General features: G+C 38.2%; 16 protein-coding genes, 3 tRNA genes and 1 pseudogene. 8 read left to right on the plus strand and 12 right to left on the minus strand.

Features of this window, described 5'->3' with window-relative positions; translation table 11 throughout:
• Nucleotides 1–1,051: Y-family DNA polymerase (locus H5118_RS17855; protein ID WP_259398001.1), on the plus strand; the 1,051-nt coding region annotated here is incomplete at its 5' end.
• 161 nt (nucleotides 1,052–1,212) lie between these two features.
• On the opposite strand, the gene H5118_RS17860 is transcribed toward H5118_RS17855, so the two are convergent.
• Complete coding sequence (locus H5118_RS17860; protein WP_182734203.1) at nucleotides 1,213–1,947, minus strand: YafY family protein; 735 nt, start codon at nucleotides 1,945–1,947, stop codon at nucleotides 1,213–1,215.
• A 136-nt stretch (nucleotides 1,948–2,083) separates the two neighbouring features.
• Here H5118_RS17860 and H5118_RS17865 point away from each other — a divergent pair, with 136 nt between their 5' ends.
• A complete protein-coding gene (locus H5118_RS17865; RefSeq protein WP_182734205.1) occupies nucleotides 2,084–2,686 on the plus strand; it encodes a glutathione S-transferase family protein in 603 nt (200 codons plus the stop codon).
• A 321-nt stretch (nucleotides 2,687–3,007) separates the two neighbouring features.
• Here H5118_RS17865 and H5118_RS17870 read toward each other — a convergent pair whose 3' ends face one another.
• The 4 genes and pseudogenes from H5118_RS17870 to H5118_RS17885 all read right to left on the minus strand — a co-directional run bounded on the left by H5118_RS17870 (nucleotide 3,008) and on the right by H5118_RS17885 (nucleotide 6,289).
• Nucleotides 3,008–3,412 carry a hypothetical protein gene (locus tag H5118_RS17870; protein WP_182749622.1) on the minus strand — a complete coding sequence of 135 codons (405 nt, stop codon included), beginning with the start codon at nucleotides 3,410–3,412 and terminating at the stop codon, nucleotides 3,008–3,010.
• A gap of 247 nt (nucleotides 3,413–3,659) precedes the next feature.
• Nucleotides 3,660–4,346: pseudogene (locus H5118_RS17875) on the minus strand (endonuclease); the annotation flags it as partial.
• Nucleotides 4,347–4,473: 127 nt separating this feature from the next.
• Complete coding sequence (locus H5118_RS17880; RefSeq protein WP_220497274.1) at nucleotides 4,474–5,517, minus strand: HNH endonuclease signature motif containing protein; 1,044 nt, start codon at nucleotides 5,515–5,517, stop codon at nucleotides 4,474–4,476.
• 574 nt (nucleotides 5,518–6,091) lie between these two features.
• The gene (locus tag H5118_RS17885; protein WP_182749623.1) at nucleotides 6,092–6,289 is read right to left on the minus strand and encodes a hypothetical protein; all 198 of its coding nucleotides are present in this window, start codon (nucleotides 6,287–6,289) and stop codon (nucleotides 6,092–6,094) included.
• Nucleotides 6,290–7,241: 952 nt separating this feature from the next.
• Here H5118_RS17885 and H5118_RS17890 point away from each other — a divergent pair.
• Both H5118_RS17890 and H5118_RS17895 read left to right on the plus strand, forming a co-directional pair.
• Nucleotides 7,242–8,075, plus strand: a complete 834-nt coding sequence (locus H5118_RS17890; protein ID WP_182749624.1) for an AAA family ATPase — start codon at nucleotides 7,242–7,244, stop codon at nucleotides 8,073–8,075.
• A 61-nt stretch (nucleotides 8,076–8,136) separates the two neighbouring features.
• Nucleotides 8,137–8,991 (plus strand): hypothetical protein, encoded by an 855-nt coding sequence (locus H5118_RS17895; protein WP_182749625.1) that lies wholly within the window; start codon nucleotides 8,137–8,139, stop codon nucleotides 8,989–8,991.
• A 695-nt stretch (nucleotides 8,992–9,686) separates the two neighbouring features.
• Here the strand turns inward: H5118_RS17895 and H5118_RS17900 are convergent.
• On the minus strand, nucleotides 9,687–10,079 hold the full coding sequence (locus H5118_RS17900; RefSeq protein ID WP_182749626.1) for a hypothetical protein: 393 nt from the start codon (nucleotides 10,077–10,079) through the stop codon (nucleotides 9,687–9,689).
• Between the two features lie 243 nt (nucleotides 10,080–10,322).
• Complete coding sequence (locus H5118_RS17905) at nucleotides 10,323–10,976, minus strand: hypothetical protein (RefSeq protein WP_182749627.1); 654 nt, start codon at nucleotides 10,974–10,976, stop codon at nucleotides 10,323–10,325.
• A 78-nt stretch (nucleotides 10,977–11,054) separates the two neighbouring features.
• On the opposite strand from H5118_RS17905, the gene H5118_RS17910 reads away from it, so the two are divergent.
• Entirely contained in the window at nucleotides 11,055–11,588 is a 534-nt protein-coding gene (locus H5118_RS17910; RefSeq protein ID WP_182749628.1) for a pyocin activator PrtN family protein, read from the plus strand.
• A gap of 497 nt (nucleotides 11,589–12,085) precedes the next feature.
• Here the strand turns inward: H5118_RS17910 and H5118_RS17915 are convergent, their stop codons facing one another.
• Complete coding sequence (locus tag H5118_RS17915; protein WP_149602124.1) at nucleotides 12,086–12,706, minus strand: MarC family protein; 621 nt, start codon at nucleotides 12,704–12,706, stop codon at nucleotides 12,086–12,088.
• Between the two features lie 95 nt (nucleotides 12,707–12,801).
• Here H5118_RS17915 and H5118_RS17920 point away from each other — a divergent pair, with 95 nt between their 5' ends.
• The 3 genes from H5118_RS17920 (at nucleotide 12,802) to H5118_RS17930 (ending at nucleotide 14,207) form a co-directional block, all read left to right on the plus strand.
• On the plus strand, nucleotides 12,802–13,239 hold the full coding sequence (locus tag H5118_RS17920; protein WP_002957918.1) for a transcriptional repressor: 438 nt from the start codon (nucleotides 12,802–12,804) through the stop codon (nucleotides 13,237–13,239).
• Between the two features lie 75 nt (nucleotides 13,240–13,314).
• Nucleotides 13,315–13,782 (plus strand): chemotaxis protein CheX, encoded by a 468-nt coding sequence (locus tag H5118_RS17925; protein ID WP_024595807.1) that lies wholly within the window; start codon nucleotides 13,315–13,317, stop codon nucleotides 13,780–13,782.
• Nucleotides 13,779–14,207, plus strand: a complete 429-nt coding sequence (locus H5118_RS17930) for a secondary thiamine-phosphate synthase enzyme YjbQ (RefSeq protein ID WP_024589772.1) — start codon at nucleotides 13,779–13,781, stop codon at nucleotides 14,205–14,207. The genes H5118_RS17925 and H5118_RS17930 overlap by 4 nt, the downstream gene beginning before the upstream one ends.
• Before the next feature lie 234 nt (nucleotides 14,208–14,441).
• Here the strand turns inward: H5118_RS17930 and H5118_RS17935 are convergent.
• The 4 genes from H5118_RS17935 to orn form a co-directional block, all read right to left on the minus strand.
• Nucleotides 14,442–14,517 (minus strand) — tRNA-Gly (locus tag H5118_RS17935).
• 43 nt (nucleotides 14,518–14,560) lie between these two features.
• Nucleotides 14,561–14,636: transfer RNA gene (locus tag H5118_RS17940), tRNA-Gly, on the minus strand.
• A 43-nt stretch (nucleotides 14,637–14,679) separates the two neighbouring features.
• Nucleotides 14,680–14,755: transfer RNA gene (locus H5118_RS17945), tRNA-Gly, on the minus strand.
• Nucleotides 14,756–15,032: 277 nt separating this feature from the next.
• The gene (gene orn, locus H5118_RS17950; RefSeq protein ID WP_004336052.1) at nucleotides 15,033–15,578 is read right to left on the minus strand and encodes an oligoribonuclease; all 546 of its coding nucleotides are present in this window, start codon (nucleotides 15,576–15,578) and stop codon (nucleotides 15,033–15,035) included.
• Between the last annotated feature and the right edge of the window lie 105 nt (nucleotides 15,579–15,683).

Genomic DNA, 15,683 nt, shown 5'->3' on the forward strand with positions numbered 1-15,683 from the left:
CTCTTCAAATTATGAACTCTACGCTGATTTGAGTGAGAGAATGATGACGGTCATTAATCGTTTTTGTGATGACCATTATGTTTATAGTATTGATGAGTCATTTTTACGTTTTACTGGTTTTTCTAGAATTATTAATCACTGGGCTGATTACGGACACACAATACGACGAGCTGTATGGCGCGAAACTGGATTACCTGTTGGTGTAGGCTTTGGTATTACGCCTACGTTAGCTAAAGCAGCCAACCATGCGGCGAAAAAACTCTCTGGTTATAACGGGGTTGCTGTTATTAATGATGATATCTCACGCCAAGAAGTCCTTATGCGTATGGATGTTACTGATGTTTGGGGTATTGGCTCTCGACTCGGTAGAAAACTTAAGGTAATGGGGATTAAAAGTGCATGGGATTTAGCGAATCAAAACCCAAAAGAAATGCGTCGTATGTTTAGCGTTGTTGTTGAGAGGACTATAAGTGAACTCAATGGCATCGCTTGTTTAAGTTGGGATGAAGTAAAACAGAATAAAAAAGAAATCTACTCGACGAGAAGTTTCGGAGAAAGAGTAAGTGATTTAAATACATTAAAATCAGCCCTTGTAACACACGCAGCAATTGTAGGTCGTAAACTAAGAAAGCAACAATCATTAGCAAAACGACTTGTTACATTCGCTGCAAGCTCGCCACACGAAGACCTGTATTATAAGAAATCATTGCTCTATGATTTTCCTATACCTACATCAGATACCAGTGTTATAGCCAGTGCTGTTTCAGATGTTATTGATGATATTTATAAGGCTAACACGCGCTTTTATCGCTGCGGTATTGGCGCAATAGAATTAAAAAGTGAGTTATTTCAACAAGCAGATATGTTTTCTGTGAGTAAAGATAACCCAGAAGTAATGGCGTGCTTAGATGCTATAAATAAACGTTATGGTGTTGGCACTTTATCTTTAGGAAGTGAAATGCTCACAAAATCATGGAGCATGAAACGAGCTTTTTTATCGCCCCATTACACAACCCGTTGGTCAGATATTCCAATCATAGATTGTGATTGAGTTAGGTTAGATAAACCAAGTATTGAATAGAATTAGACCAGAACATTCATCTAATATGCAAAATCTGATAAATGAACGTCTCGCTTTTACTGAATAAACTTTAGCTCAAAATATTCCGCTTTGTGCCAATAGCAGACATTTACTTAATACATTAAAACAGATTAAATTGATGAGAAATGATGGGCATAGGGGTCGTTCGCAATTAATTCCGGTCGAAGTTTAAAACTCTTTGATGCTATTTCAGCATTTTTTATCCTATCTATACGAAAGATTCTAGGTGCATTTCTAAGGTGATCCCAAGCAACAATGTACCAAACAGGCCAAGCGAGCATAAGATAATGAGACTCTATAGTTCTCGAAGAGCATCTCTTGTTTTCCGAAATATAATTAATATTTAAACAACGTTGCTCCAGAAAGGATTCACATATAGTCTGTGATATATCAATGTGATCATCTGATGATTGATACGGTGCAGTGCTCCTAACATGTGTGCTTACAAATATCCGTTTTCGAATTCTGCTTACTCTAGAACGCTGATTTGCAGGAAATGCTTGATATAACTTCTGCTTGATTACTTCCAAATTGTTTGTCATGAAGGGTAAATTTAGTGATTCAACAATTGAGAGCGCCAGTAATAATTCAATCACCTCCTTATGGCTTAACATTAGCCGCTCAATACCCCATCGACCTGCTAAACGAACACCTCCTCCCCGACCTCTATCTGACTCGATTGGGTATCCCTCTTCTTTTAAGCTTGCCAACTCGCGCATCAAGGTTCGTTGACTAACATCTAAGTGTTCTCGTAAATCAGATGTTGTCCAATGTTGTTCAGAACGAAGCATCCCAAGCAAACGACTTCGCCTTGCAACACGATCTTTAAAATTTGTCTTCGCCATAATTTAATGTGCCAGTAAGTGACATATTTATAAATATACTTCAGATCAGTGGCTAGAGTCTAAACTTTTTAGAAGCACTTAACCAATTTCACCCGTATTTTGACAATTGAACTTATACAGAAAGGAACATTACAAGATGAAGCACTATTACAATTCAATGAGCAGATCAGTTACAACTGATTGGATGTTAAAAGAGCTAGACGTACAACATGAACAAATCAATATTAATTTTTCTGAAGATTCACCTGAATTGCGCGATCTGCAAACTATCAATCCAATGGGTAAATTGCCAACACTGGTAGATGGCGAAAGCGTTATTACAGAAACAGCTGCGATATGTGCGTATCTTTCTGATAAATATTTGGATAAGAAGCTCGCCCCTGCTATTGGGTCTAATCAAAGAGCGAAATATTATCGATACCTATTCATTGCTGGAAATACCATTGAGCCGGCATTAACCTTGGCGGCTTCAAACATCGAGCATCCTAATTCAGCAACAGCTGGGTGGGGTGATAAAACGCGAGTAGTAGCGACTATCGAAGCGATGACTCCCCAAAGTGGTTGGGCTTTAGGAGATGAGTTTACAGCAGCAGACATCGTTTTCGGCGGACTGCTAGATTCTGCGGTTACTTTTGGAATGCTTGCCCCATCACCTAAGGTAGCTGCATATATTTCTAGAATCCAACAGAGACCTGCATATAAAGAAACTCATAAGTATTTCGATGAACCGATGTCATAGTCGCGTCTCTGTATAAGTAATTATTATGTTTCGATGGGAGAGGAGAACCTTGGCGCAATGAACTACCCCGCGCCAAGGCTTTTCGCTTAGGTTCAAACTCGCTTCGCGAAGAGGGGTATCTTAATTAGCATGAGGTCAAAAACCTTTACGCCGCAAGCGGCGGGGAATTAAACCCGAAGAGATTAAAGCTTGAAGTATGCGCGTAAGATGTTCGCTATATATTAAAATCAGCCATCGTCATATCTAGAGCTATCTGTTCAAAGATACTTTAAGATTGAGATGGCTCGACTGACCGCTAATCGCTCTTAGCCGAAGTTGGGCTCAGTGCCATGAGCGGACAGTGATAACGCCGCAAGGAACTGCAGCGTACTTGCGCTGTTTTTTAGCAAATAAGGCAACAGTGTTAGTCGTCCGATTGACTTGCATGTTGCTAGTTGCTAATTTGGTGATGTATTCACCTGCAGACTTATAACTAATTCCAGTTGTATTATATAAACCATATACTGCACCATACCCACTAAAGAATTCACCAATATCAGATAAGGGTCCACCTTTATAACCATGTATTTTTAAATAGTCTGTACACGCATCTGACCACCTTTCAATCCATGTAGATGGAAAACCATAACCATCTTCATCCGATACAATTCCGAATTCATTTAAGTGATCAACTACTTTCTTAACCAACTCAATGTCCCAATTAGTTAAATGATCTAAAGTACTCATAATATTCCTTGTAAGCTAACAGCTTATAAAACAACAAAACGGCGTATATTACATACCATGATAATTTCACCAATAATTACCTTTGTAAACAAGTAATTAAAACAGCTAGAAATTAAGCATGTTATTTTGCCCCAAAACGGCGTTTAATAATGTTATTGGACAAAATTAGATTTCTACTCAAAACACAGGAATAAATTTAACTTTTTCAGTGTCCGGTTATCGCTCATAGCAGCCTATTGGATATGCCTTAATCACAAGCTTTAGACACATAGCTATTAGCCATCCCCTGCTCCGCTTCTATTCGCATATTTCTCTCACACTCCCACTCATCAACTGGATCAGCTTTATCCCACGAATTCATCATAACCATTTCTTCATCTGAAATAATTGCACCATGCTCTTTAACCATATGAAAATAAATGCGAGCTATATTACCTTTAACAAAGTCTGCTGGCTCAGCTAAGTCTGAAGCAAAATCAACTTCAAAATCACATTGCCCGTATGCTCTCTTTTCACCTTCAATAAAAGCAAAGCTAAAGTTTGATCTATCTCCATTGAGCTCACCTATTGTTGGTGTTAGGTTATTCATATCATTGTGAGCCTTTTTAAATGAAGGTACCAATTTATAAGCACAGTCTCGGCCTGACAGATATTTACCATTTGACCTCTTACATTCGCTGAATGCTTTGGGATTTTGCCATTGCTCTAAATTACCACCCATTAAATGAGCTGGCATTACATGTTCCCACTCAATACGTGATGCACGTTTATTCTCTTTGCCTGAAGATGTAATCGGGTTACGCGGACTATAGCCACAGCTAAGAGGATTAACTTTTGTTTCTTTAACATCACCATCATTATCAACATCGGCTATGTCATCAAAGACAAAGTCACACTGACAATAGAACGTCGTATTTCTGTCATGATAAACATACTTTTCTGCTTTGCTCTTAGCGTTAGAAAAACTCGATGGATAATCAGCTAATGTCGGTAACTACAAAATAGTGATGAATGTTAAAATAACCTTCTTCATAACAAATCCTTTTAAACAAAAACTGTAATTAACCATAATGACTTTCTCTATGGCAGTTGGGGCAAAGGGCAATTGCGTTTTCAACTGTATCATCTCCACCATCAGCTAAGCGCACAACATGATGAACCTCTAGATATGGCATTCCATCTTTTCTTTTTTTAAAAGGTGCATCATTCAAACACTTTTCGCATTTACTGCCTGCACGCTCCAAAACTTCAACAATCACATCAGGATTTCTGTCATACACAGGTGTCACTACCAATCTCTTTCTTGGCTTTTTAGGTGCTTTTAATAACCTTTTCTGTCTTGCTTGTGGCGAATCATGCTTAGATTTACTAACAGCCTGGGTAAGCGCATTGAAGATATCATTTGTAGATAAAACACTGTTGTTGCTCGCACTTTCCAACGTAAACCATTTTCCTGAATCATCTTCCGTTACATGACTTAGGTATTTAAAAATACCATAATACTTAAATAAGTTGTCAGATGCGCTCTCGCGTACAAACGCATGTATTGGTATATCAATTGAATTGATTATTGCAGCATTATCTTTGTAGGACTCTTTAAATACGCCCGATATGCTTTTCATGTAATATTTTAATAGCTTCCCCTTTGATAACCACTCATTAGGGTATTTGCCATCATTTAAGGTAGCTTTAATAACTATTTCTTTTAAATCGCCTTCGCTTTCGTGTAACTGTATCCCACCCAAACGAGTGTCATACTTACCAATAGGTATTAAAAGCTCACGAGACATATAAGACTGTCCGACTTTAAAATCAGCGAACTGTGTTACTAGCATTAATTCTGATTTAAATTGGGTTTCAAACTCACTCAGTAAGGACTCATAATTAGGGATATGACTTCGTTCAAGCTCACTACTTAACCGTTTCCCTGAATCTGAGTCTGCGTTGCTTTTTAAAAAACGATAAATATCTCCAACTGTTTTAAAGCTATCAAACCAAGTCATATGGCTTTTGATGACATTTTTTGTTTTGGTTGTTACATCAAGTGAATTTAACGCTTTATCATAAATACTATTCTGTATGAGCTTCTTTGCGTCTTTAAACATCAGTATCCTTTATACATCGATCTACATTGGTAAAATCTAAATAAGTTAAAACTACACCATATCAGTTTCATTTTGTAATTTACTCACTACAAATTTGAAGGCAAGTTCAACTTAACCAGCGCAATTGGGCCACTTGCTAGAATGAACTTAAAGTCAAAACAAACTTCCCATGAAATTAGAGTGGCAGATATAAGTTAAATTAAAAAATAAATTGTAGGGAGTTTAGCGGGAAATATGGGGAAAATTAAAATAATTAAGTAAGTTTATAAAACTAAAAAAGCGCCTTGATAAAATCAGGGCGCTTTGCGTTTAGGACAAATAAACGGGTTTTATACAAATTTAAATAACAAATATTTGAGCATCATCTTCACGCTTTGGTTATTTCTCTGGCGATATTGCTCATAGTTAATTATGCCAATAGCCATTTTAGTGCAAAACAAAGTTAGAGCGATAAACCAAGCAAAATTTTGAGTTGATTGGTACAGGAAAGAAAGTACCGCTGAGCCACCAAATACAATGGTCGAATATACGATTTCTATTCGATACCGGCTAACTACTTTCAATATCTCGGGCATTAAAAGCGGTCATCAAATGAGTCAAAGCAGCCATCATCGTTTAAATCCGCTATCGACTCTTCAATCTCATAAACAGTCATGACCCTATCAGGTTGGCCCACCACATTGCCACCAACATCAACCATATTAGCGCTCGCATTTGTGATAGGTAATCCTGTTGAGGGATTAATAGCAATATCATTAGCGTCGTTTTTCATTTTTTAAACCTTCTTAATTATTAATTTATGCTATCAAATTTAATGATTTCGTGATAAAAAACAAACTGTTTGACTGCGCAGCTCAGCAACAAACAGTTTGAATAAGGCATTCACTTTTCTTCTATTTTCACTTAATTTTTTTAGTAAAAACCCTCTCCTCTTTATCTAAAAAGTTCATTAATAAGTTTATTTGAAGGCGCTTTTGTCTAAAAGACGCTCTTATAAAACGCATTTTTCGGCACGAAAAACTGAAAAAATAGCGCCTCAGAATGAGGCCAGCAAGCGCGTAATGTGGCATAAGCGAAGCTTAGGACACATGGAGTTGCGCGAATGTACAGCTGGTCTGTACCAACCGCGATAGTGTTTCGCATCAGCGAAATTCGATTAAAATTTGGCACAAATTGATATCGAACCATCTATTTTCGTCAGAAAATAAAAGCGAAGAAAAATGCGGATAATGGGGCACCCATCGCATTGTCTGTAGCGGCGGTATGGCGGTTGGTACAGAGCGTAGCGAGGTGCATTCGCGCAGGGTCTACAACGCTAGCGCGATAGCGCGTTGAGTCAGCTCGTTGCGGAGCAACATCAGAGCTGGCGTGCGTTTTAGGCCCAATGGTTGACTAGCGAAGCGACGAGGCCATCCGCTGAAAGCGGCTTCTCTTTAATGGTTTCATCCCTTGTTTCATTAAAAGAGCAAACGCGCAACGGCTTGCAATGAATACAGTAATATTTTTGCCTAATTGAAATAAAGAATAACCTATAAAGTAAGACCCCTCTTTAAGAGGGGGTCTTACTTTATAGGTTTAATTCACACAAATTTTCTACGTTCAAAAACACGCCTAATAAAAATAAAAAATAAATTGGATAATTTTACATAAAACGCAATTAGTTCGTTCTTCGACATCCTATTTAGAAATTCCGAAATATCGCAATCTCATAGGAGTTTATTAATATGAATGACCAAAAACATACCCAACAATTTTCACCAAACACTGAATCAACAAACACACCTAATCCATTACATCAATTAAGACAAGCCGATAGCGTGCTTAGTATTGTTCAGGCCGATATTCCTCAACCATGCATCATTGTACCTTCAATATTAACAGCCGGAGAGGCTACACTGCTTGCTGCCGGAGCTGGCTCTGGAAAAACCTATATATCTCAGTATATCGCAGCGTGTGTTGCTGCTGGCACTACTAGTTTTGGTAATGAGCCGTGCGAAGCTAAAAAAGTTTTGTATATTGATGCTGAATTAGGTTTGCATCAAATACAAACACGTTTTGCCAATATTTTTAACGCGATAGGCGCTTGGCCTGGTGACCAATTATTTAGAGTAATTCATAGAAAAAGTATTCCAGGAGGAATGCCCGACCTCGCAACACCTGACGGTTTTGATGCACTCGCCAGTGATATTGAATGGGCCGATGTAGTGATTTTCGATAACCTATCCGCGCTGTATACATCCGCAGAGGAGCTCAATCAAAACGACTGGAACTACTACAACAAATGTATTGATGCATTACGAAACGAAGGAAGGGCAATTTTGATACTGCACCATACAGATAAAACAGGCAAAAACTACCGAGGCCATACTGAAATTGCGCGTGCAGTTGATAATGTGCTCATTGCAGCAAAAGATTTAAAACTGAGTACTAATGCAGTGACTGTGGTTGATATAGCGCAGTCTAAATCACGCAACGGCGCCAGTAGTGAAAAGCTTATGAGTATCGCGTTTGGTGATGTATATAACGATGGGCAATTTTTGATGGTTCGCGCTAAATAAGCAGTCAATTTCGCATACTCGGGAGTTATATAAATTATGACTCCTGATTTAGTGAACACGAATGCAAAAAGATAACGACTATACTCACCAATACGCCCGCTATTTTGACATTGATATGCGATATAACGTAGGTGCTAACAACTATCAAAAGGGTATAAACCGTACTGCTCTAACAGTTCTTATTGCGGTCAGGTTTTCTATTGTCGCGCCAGTGATTATTCGCTGGCTCTATAATATAAGTCAACCTCAAGCACTTGCCCATTTAAATAAGTTAGTAGACGAAGAGCTGTTAACGATGGTCCCTACACATAGAAGCCCCGATGGGCGGGTTTATATTCCTAGCTACTCAGGAGCTAAATACGCACAAGAACAAACCAGTATCGATTATTACTTTCGCTCAAAATTAAACCCCGCACTGCAGGTTAACCACAACCACATAATGCACGACCTGATGAATACATTTGTTGCCCTTCGCGGATTACATAACCATACCTCAGACGGCATTTACAGGCCGCTATGGACAGGATTTTTATCTGAGCCAGAATTTAAACGACTTTATAATCAAAGCAGTTCGCGAATTGTAGACGGTGTGGCCGTATTACCAGATAGAACCGTCGTTGCTATCGAAATTGAAAACTCATTTAAAAGTAAATCGACACGTCAGACTATACTGCTCAAATACCTCGCCTCACTTAAAGCAGGCCACTACCAACAGGTATTTATATTTTCACAATCTACGCAAATATTTGATGATATAAAAAGATTACACACTCAGCTATACACAGAGCTCCCCGCACGAACAAACAAAAAGACCCAACAACCATTCATGACTCAGAATGATGTTGCACTATTACAATCCGCCATTGTGTATCGCACTAAATTTTGCGATGAAATTACCGCCCTATTCTATTCATAAAAAAGAGCATCAAAATGATGCTCTAGAAGTTAATGGCGATTAGACCACTGCGCAATAATATCCAATGTCAAATGGCTTGCGTAACACGCTAAAATCAACAGTACATACGAGTTAGCTGCCATATCTGTAATTAATGGTATATCACAGACCTTTTTGTAATGAAGCCAACCCGATAACGCAAATGTGTAGCCGCTTATGGAGCACACATCTGAGAGTGTTCGAACTATCACCCCGAACTGCCATTTTATTGGTTTATTTTTCATAATATCTCTTATGTATATGACCTATTTTAATTAGGTATGCACAACTAAGAGGCATTGTTGATATTTCGCATAGAATATCAAAACGATAAAATTTGAATGTAAAAAAGGAGTGAATATTATTCACTCCTTTTTATTTTTAACCTGTCTACATTAGGTAACTAAGACCGCGCATTCGGGCCTTGCCGCCAAAACAATCGCTATATTGTTTTCTCCCTACATAACCCTGTACGTCATACAGAGTATGAATATTCATTTAAATGCAGTGAATCACCACAAAGGCTCTTCAGGTAGGTAAGCCTGTTTAGCGCCAGGCTCGGTGCAATTTTTTGGAGTAATGAACATGCAGTGTGTAACTTATTTTTGGTTCTATACATATAACTAGTAGCGTTGCAGGGAAATAAAAAAGCGAACCACGTGGTTCGCTAAAGGTTTTTAGGTATTTTCTAATATATCTAACCAATGGCACTCTGTAGCTGCAAAATACTCATTCGGTTTTAGCATAAATAGTTGCTCAAATTCTGCAGTAAACAACCCACAAAATTTTGTTATTTCTTCAATATGTATGAGTAAAAAAGCATACATCTCAATACCTTCCAAATACCTCTCCGAGAACTCAGGGTTAGCAGCTAACAACTGTTGAGAAATACTAATACCCAAAACACTCCCCACGCTATCTCGGTGTAGATAAATGTAGTTTGTGAAGCCCATCTCTAGTGTTTGCTTATCAACTACATCAGCTAATAGCAAAATTGTAGAACTGTCATCCCACGGTGATCTACTAGCGCGTACATATTGGCGTATAAACGGTGATTTTCGATCTTTCATTATTTTTCCTAGTTATTTGTCCTAAAACTAACTAGGCATAAGTCAGGAGAAAAATTGAAAGGTAATAGATAAACGACTTAAATTTGCAAAACACATCAAAATCATTAAGGTTGAAGTACTACTTCAAATATTGAGAGTTTAAGATGAGTGATTTTATATGGCTATTACCAGCTGCTGTGCTGAGCATCATTTTAATTAGGCTTATCAAACACGCTAAAAAAATTAAGTAAAACAACACTTAACTTATCGTCTATAACCGCCGTTAGCTATGTAAACCTTTTTTATAGCGGTTTTTTTAGCAGACCTTCTTATTTCGTCAGTCTGTTTTTCAAAATAGTCTCTGACGTACTTGAGCCCCTCTCTTGCTCCTGGACGAAATGCTTCCACGAGCACCTCATTAAAGCTGCCAGCTTCAGGAATCGGTATCTCAGTCCAAACAACCTTCTCTCCATTTTTATTGAATTCTGGATTTTTAGGATGTTGAAAGTAAAACTGCTTAGCTCGATAGTCGATCACGTTACAATCTGTGCAATAGTTGTTGGCCGAGAATCGATACCACCCTAACCTTGCCTCTTCATCTTTCTTGTTTTTAAACTTTTTTCTAATCACGTCTATTTTATCTTCAGGGATATCGTCCATTAAACGAATGCACTTATCACATCGATACGCCGACTTATAAGTTTTATAGCCCCCCGCTATAGCTTTATTTCGCCTAGCTGTATTTTCTTTTTTAAGGTCTGCCAATGGCCGAGCATTTAAACGGGCAAGTAAATAGCAATCATGACAACCTCTCTTTCTAATTTTTAACGTGCAACCACATATTTTACATTTTCGCCCTTCATATACTTCACTTTTTCCGGTGTATATCAGTGCTGAATCACTTGTATTTTCTGCCATAAAATAATTTGCTCAAAAAAACTCAGTATATAATAACAGATTGTATTAATTCAGCACATTATCTCTTAGATATTAAAATTGAGACGGAGTAATCCACTGAAAACACTTAATCTACTTTTTAACGAATATGGTACAGATGAAATATCAGCAGATGATATTCGCCAAAAATATTTTGGAGATAGTAATAAATCTAAGTTTGAAAAGATGCTTAGCGACAACCCAAAACTTTTGATTTTGCAAAGCTCTTCAAATAGAAAGCTTAGCTTATTTGGATTATCCACTCTAATCGAAAATCGCCGTAACCGTAAACACAACAAAGAGGTAAGTAATATGGTCACTACTCGCTTAGGACTACTTGAACAATTTGGCAGCTGTATTATTCATCTAGCGGATGTCACTGAACAGTATTTCCCATTTAGCTATGACATAACTGTGAAGAAGATCAAGTCAGGTGAGTTGGCATTAAATGTTTTTAAAATTATGGATAGCCAAAAAGCTCCCCTACTTGTGCATATTGATGATTTGGTAGAGTTGTTGGACGCTCGCCGCAAAAAGGCTAAGGAAGAGCTGAAAGATAGAGCCTCTACTTACAACAGCCTAAAATACAAATAAAGTTTGATTGAGTTGTTAGAGATCATTCCACAAATATCAATAAGCTGATCGCATAAAATGTAACAGGGTATCATCGAACAGGGATGTTCTAATCTCGTCAACTAACAGCCTTATTGATAAGCTCAACTTTTTCCACAGCTACCTTCTTGGACTATATATTCTTATAATCCCACAAATTATTATCCCTATAGGATAACTGTATATTATTCGCTTAGCATCCTGAAAAGTTACAACAATTATTTCTGGATATTTACGATTATTTCATTAAGATGGGAAGACAATAGGAAGACAGCCAATTTCTAACTAGAGATTAAAGCCCTTATAAATCATAGCATTGAGTCAAATATAGACGGTTAGTCGTTACCATCAAGCATTGGGGCCACAGAAAAGCGTCTATCCAAAGTACATTTATTCAAAGCAAACCTCAGGGTATTAAAGTTATTAAGCACAGCTTAAAAGGCGCTGCATTTTACACAAAAGCCTAGCGAGCATCAATGTTAAGAGAAAACCTGCAAGCCAAAATAATGGGCTATGCCATTTAAAATATTGGTAACCGCAACCGAGCTTAAAATAAGCCCCATAATTCTACTTACTATACTTGCACCACTGTCACCAATTAATTTATGTACATGCGTTGCAAGCAGTAACAAAACCAGTACAACAGCCAATACAGCAAGCATCATCGAAGACGTTAGTAACTGCTCAACCCAAGTATATTCTTCATTACGAGTCATTAATACGGCGCCTAACATAGCGCCAGGGCTCGCGATAGAGGGAATCGCAAGCGGAAAAATAGCGGTTTCAGTGCTGTCGCGTACACTTTTAATTTCGGCTTCTGGTTTACTTTCACCAAATATCATTGAGAGCGCAAAAATAAGTAATATGATACCGCCGGCTATTTGAAAAGCCGAAAGCGGAATTTCAATTGCGTTAAGTAATTGCTCACCTGCAAGTACAAAAAATAAGAGCACTAATGCAGATACGCCTACCGCTTTATATATAACTTTGCGTTTAAATTTCTCATCATCACCACGTGTGACTGCAATAAATACAGGTACAGTACCAATGGGGTCAATAACCGCAAAAAAGAAAATAAATATAGCTAATAGTTCGTGCATTACTGGGTTTCCTAGGTAAAAAGCGCTTAATAAAAACGCTGCAACTACAACACAGTATGTTAGTATATCACGGTAGCATAAGGATAAGAGTAATGATGAATATAGAATCACTCGTAAGTAAAGCAAAACAAGTTTGTGACAACCGTGGTGCGCGTTTTACGCCTATCCGCGAGAAAGTATTTCGCCTATTAGCCAGCGCACAAGGTGGTGTTGGTGCATACGATTTACTTGAGCAATTAAAAATAACTGAAACGGGTGCTAAACCTGCAACTATTTATCGTGCATTAGACTTTTTAGCTGAGCTAGGTTTTATTCATAAAATTGAAAGCACAAATGCATTTATGCTGTGTCATCATTTTGATCATATACACCCAGTACAATTGTTAATTTGCGATACCTGTGGTTTTGTCAAAGAATTACACTCGAGTGTAATTTCGCATGAGCTAAATAATTTAGCTGCCGAAGGTGGCTTTGTTGTATCAGGGCAAACAATAGAAGCACATGGTAAATGTGAATCTTGCAGAGCATCATAATCCTTCAAAGTTATCCTTAGTGACTATACTCAAACTATATAGTCATTTCACAGAACAAATTTAAGAGTAGCCACTATGAATGTAGAATTCATCAATCCTTTTTTATCTTCTTTAATTAATGTTTTGAGCACTATGGCTCAAACTCAATTGAAGCCAGGTAAACCTCGCATTAAAACTGATGAGATAGCCTGTGGTGATGTATCAGGTTTGATTGGTATGGTTGGCCCGCAAACGCGAGGATCATTTTCAATTACATTTGATGAAGAACTAGCATTAACCATCATGGAGCGTATGCTTGGCGAACGCCCTGATGCTATAGATGAAGAAGTTACCGATATGGTTGGCGAAATAACCAACATGGTAACTGGTGGTGCTAAAAATTTACTTGGCGAGAAAGGCTTCGACTTTGATATGGCAACGCCTATTGTGGTATCGGGTAAGGGTCATACAATTACTCACAAAAGCCAAGGTAAAAAAATCATCATGCCATTTAGCTGTGATGCTGGTAATGCAAACATTGAAGTTAGTTTCGATAAATTATGAGTTGGCAGCAAAAGCAAATTACATTAAAGCCTCGCCCGCGAGGTTTTCATATAATCGATGACGAAATATTGTCTCAGCTTCCTGAACTGGCGAGTTACAAAATAGGCTTGTTGCACTTATTTATTCAGCATACCTCAGCGAGCCTTACAATAAACGAAAATGCAGACCCCACTGTTCGTATGGACATGGAGAGCCATTTCAATAAATTCGTTCCTGAGCGTCAGCCTTATTATCGCCACGATTATGAAGGTGACGACGACATGCCTGCACACATAAAAACCAGTACGTTAGGCTGCGAGTTAAGTATTCCTATTTCAAATGGTTATTTAGCGTTAGGTACATGGCAAGGTATTTATTTAGGTGAACATCGCGATTCTGGTGGCTCTAGACGAGTTATAGCAACTATTCAGGGGGAGCTATTTTAATAAAAGCTCTCGGTTTCAAAGTATTGACTCCTCTGTACCTCACTCATACCTCATAACTTCAAAGTACAACAGCTTTATTGTAGGCGCATAGCTCGCGCGAGAAACCATAGCTTCTAACAACCAAAACTTTAATGCTGAATATTGCACAAAGAATAAAGTAGATAAGAGAGATTTTAAATTATAATTTTATTTATGATTTTTAATACAAAGGATTTTGAAAGGATATAAAAAGATTGGAGCGGTACACGAGGCTCGAACTCGTGACCTCGACCTTGGCAAGGTCGCGCTCTACCAACTGAGCTAGTACCGCATAACTAAATTTACTATCACTACAATTTCTTTTGGTTAGAAATTGGAGCGGTACACGAGGCTCGAACTCGTGACCTCGACCTTGGCAAGGTCGCGCTCTACCAACTGAGCTAGTACCGCATTATATTTTCATTCAACACTACAATTTCTTTTGGTTCGAAATTGGAGCGGTACACGAGGCTCGAACTCGTGACCTCGACCTTGGCAAGGTCGCGCTCTACCAACTGAGCTAGTACCGCATTTTTTATTTCTTCAGTTATTTTACGTTGGTGCGCGACAGGTCGCTTTCAACATTCTAGCAACTGAGCTAGTACCGCATTTTTTATTTCTTCAGTTATTTTACGTTGGTGCGCGACGGGTCGCGTTCAACATTCTAGCAACTGAGCTAGTACCGCATTTTAATTATGGATGTAAAACGACCACAATAAAAACAACTCAAACACACTAACCCCGCGTGGGTTATCGTCTTGAGCGGGGCAGGATTCTACAATAATCCGATGTGTTTGCAAGTGTTTTTTACAAATTAAAGAAATTTTCTCTATAGACTTTTAATTCCATAATCGAATCTTTAATGTCATCCAAAGCAAGGTGCGAGCCTTTTTTATTCACTTTTGCAAGCACTTCGGGTTTCCAGCGACGTGCTAATTCTTTAATAGTACTCACGTCAAGATTGCGGTAATGAAAAAAATCTTCAAGTTCACGCATGTATTTATTCATAAAGCGGCGGTCTTGCCCAATTGAATTACCACACATTGGTGATACACCTGCAGGCACCCACTGTTTTAAAAAATCTAACGTTTGTGCCACGGCATACTCTTCATCGAATGTACTTGCTTTACAGCGCGCTGTTAAACCCGACTTACCATGCTGCGTAGTACACCACTCGTCCATACCATTTAGTAATTCATCACTTTGATGAATAGCTATGGTTGGCCCTTCGGCTAATATATTCAGGTCTGCGTCAGTGACAACCGTCGCAATTTCGAGTATTTTATCGGTCTCTGGTTCGAGTCCTGTCATTTCAAGATCGAGCCAAATTAAATTTGATTTATTAATAGTCATAATTACCTAAGCGGTGCTTTCCTTTAGATCCAACGCATTTCGATATATCATATTAGCATCAACCGTCGAGCTAAAGCTTTTTTTAGGAAAAGCGACATTTAACTA

The organism is Pseudoalteromonas sp. SR41-1, assembly GCF_014164015.1.
Taxonomy (GTDB): domain Bacteria; phylum Pseudomonadota; class Gammaproteobacteria; order Enterobacterales; family Alteromonadaceae; genus Pseudoalteromonas; species Pseudoalteromonas distincta.